This is a genomic window from Ignatzschineria ureiclastica (assembly GCF_003121845.1).
GTDB lineage: Bacteria > Pseudomonadota > Gammaproteobacteria > Cardiobacteriales > Wohlfahrtiimonadaceae > Ignatzschineria > Ignatzschineria ureiclastica.
The window spans coordinates 1-1,072 of sequence record NZ_QEWQ01000018.1; the positions used below are offsets into that span (position 1 = coordinate 1).

The 1,072-nt window shown below is 37.6% G+C and carries 2 tRNA genes and 1 rRNA gene; all 3 read left to right on the forward strand.

The annotated features are described in order from the left end of the window. The first annotated feature begins 87 nt into the window (after positions 1–87). Positions 88–164, forward strand: a tRNA-Ile gene (locus DC083_RS10010). Between the two features lie 19 nt (positions 165–183). Then, a tRNA-Ala gene (locus DC083_RS10015) sits at positions 184–259 on the forward strand. 638 nt (positions 260–897) lie between these two features. Further along, a 23S ribosomal RNA gene (locus DC083_RS10020) occupies positions 898–1,072 on the forward strand; the annotation flags it as partial.

The window sequence follows — 1,072 nt, forward strand, 5'->3', positions numbered from 1 at the left end:
GGATCACCTCCTTTAAAGAGCGACTCGCAGGTGATACGAGCTTCCATAGAAGCTTATTTAAGATAGAAGAAGAGAAAAGCTAGATCTGGGCCTATAGCTCAGTTGGTTAGAGCACACGCTTGATAAGCGTGGGGTCGGTAGTTCGAGTCTACCTAGGCCCACCAAATAAGTAACCCGGTAAAAGGGGGATTAGCTCAGTTGGTAGAGCGCCTGCCTTGCACGCAGGAGGCCATCGGTTCGACTCCGTTATCCTCCACCATTTTAAGTGGTTATGGATTGGTAGTTGAGGATCTAGAGAGATAAAGTCTTTAAAGTAACGATTGAACTTATTAATATAAAATCAATAAGATATCAGGCGTTATAAATATAGTGAGTAATAAGTAAGCTTGCTAATGAAGATTAAATCTCTATAATTCTTCTTCCAAAATAGAATAGACGATAAATAAAGTGATTTATAATCTTACAAGTAGTAAGGAAGTAAATTAAGTCATCTTATTTATACTCTAATCTATTTAGAGTGTTCTTTAACAATTTGGATTAGTTGGTGCAACGTAATAGCGATGCAGCAGTCATTATTGATCGATGTGAATCGAGTAATAGTGACCAAGATCTTTTGGGTCTTAATGTTGATTTATTCTTCTCGTGATGAGAATGGTAAATGAGTATTGAGATATAAAGAGAGATCGGGAGAGATTGCATTACTTAAGTAAACGATGTATTCAATTTTACTGACTGTCAGTTAATAGTATTGAAAGATATTGTTGATGAAGACAGATTGATAAAATGAGTTAACTTAAAGTGAAACGTTATCATGTTACATTCGTAGGAGAATTAGAAAGCTATTAAATCATATAGTTTGGACGATTCATTAAAAAATGAGTCTAATCCCTATTATATGGTCAAGTGAATAAGCGTACATGGCGGATGCCTTGGCGATTACAGGCGATGAAGGACGTGGAAGTCTGCGAAAAGTTTCGGGGAGCTGGCAATCAAGCTTTGATCCGGAAATGTCCGAATGGGGAAACCCGCACAGGCTTAAAACCCTGTCATCCACAGCTGAATAAAATAGGCT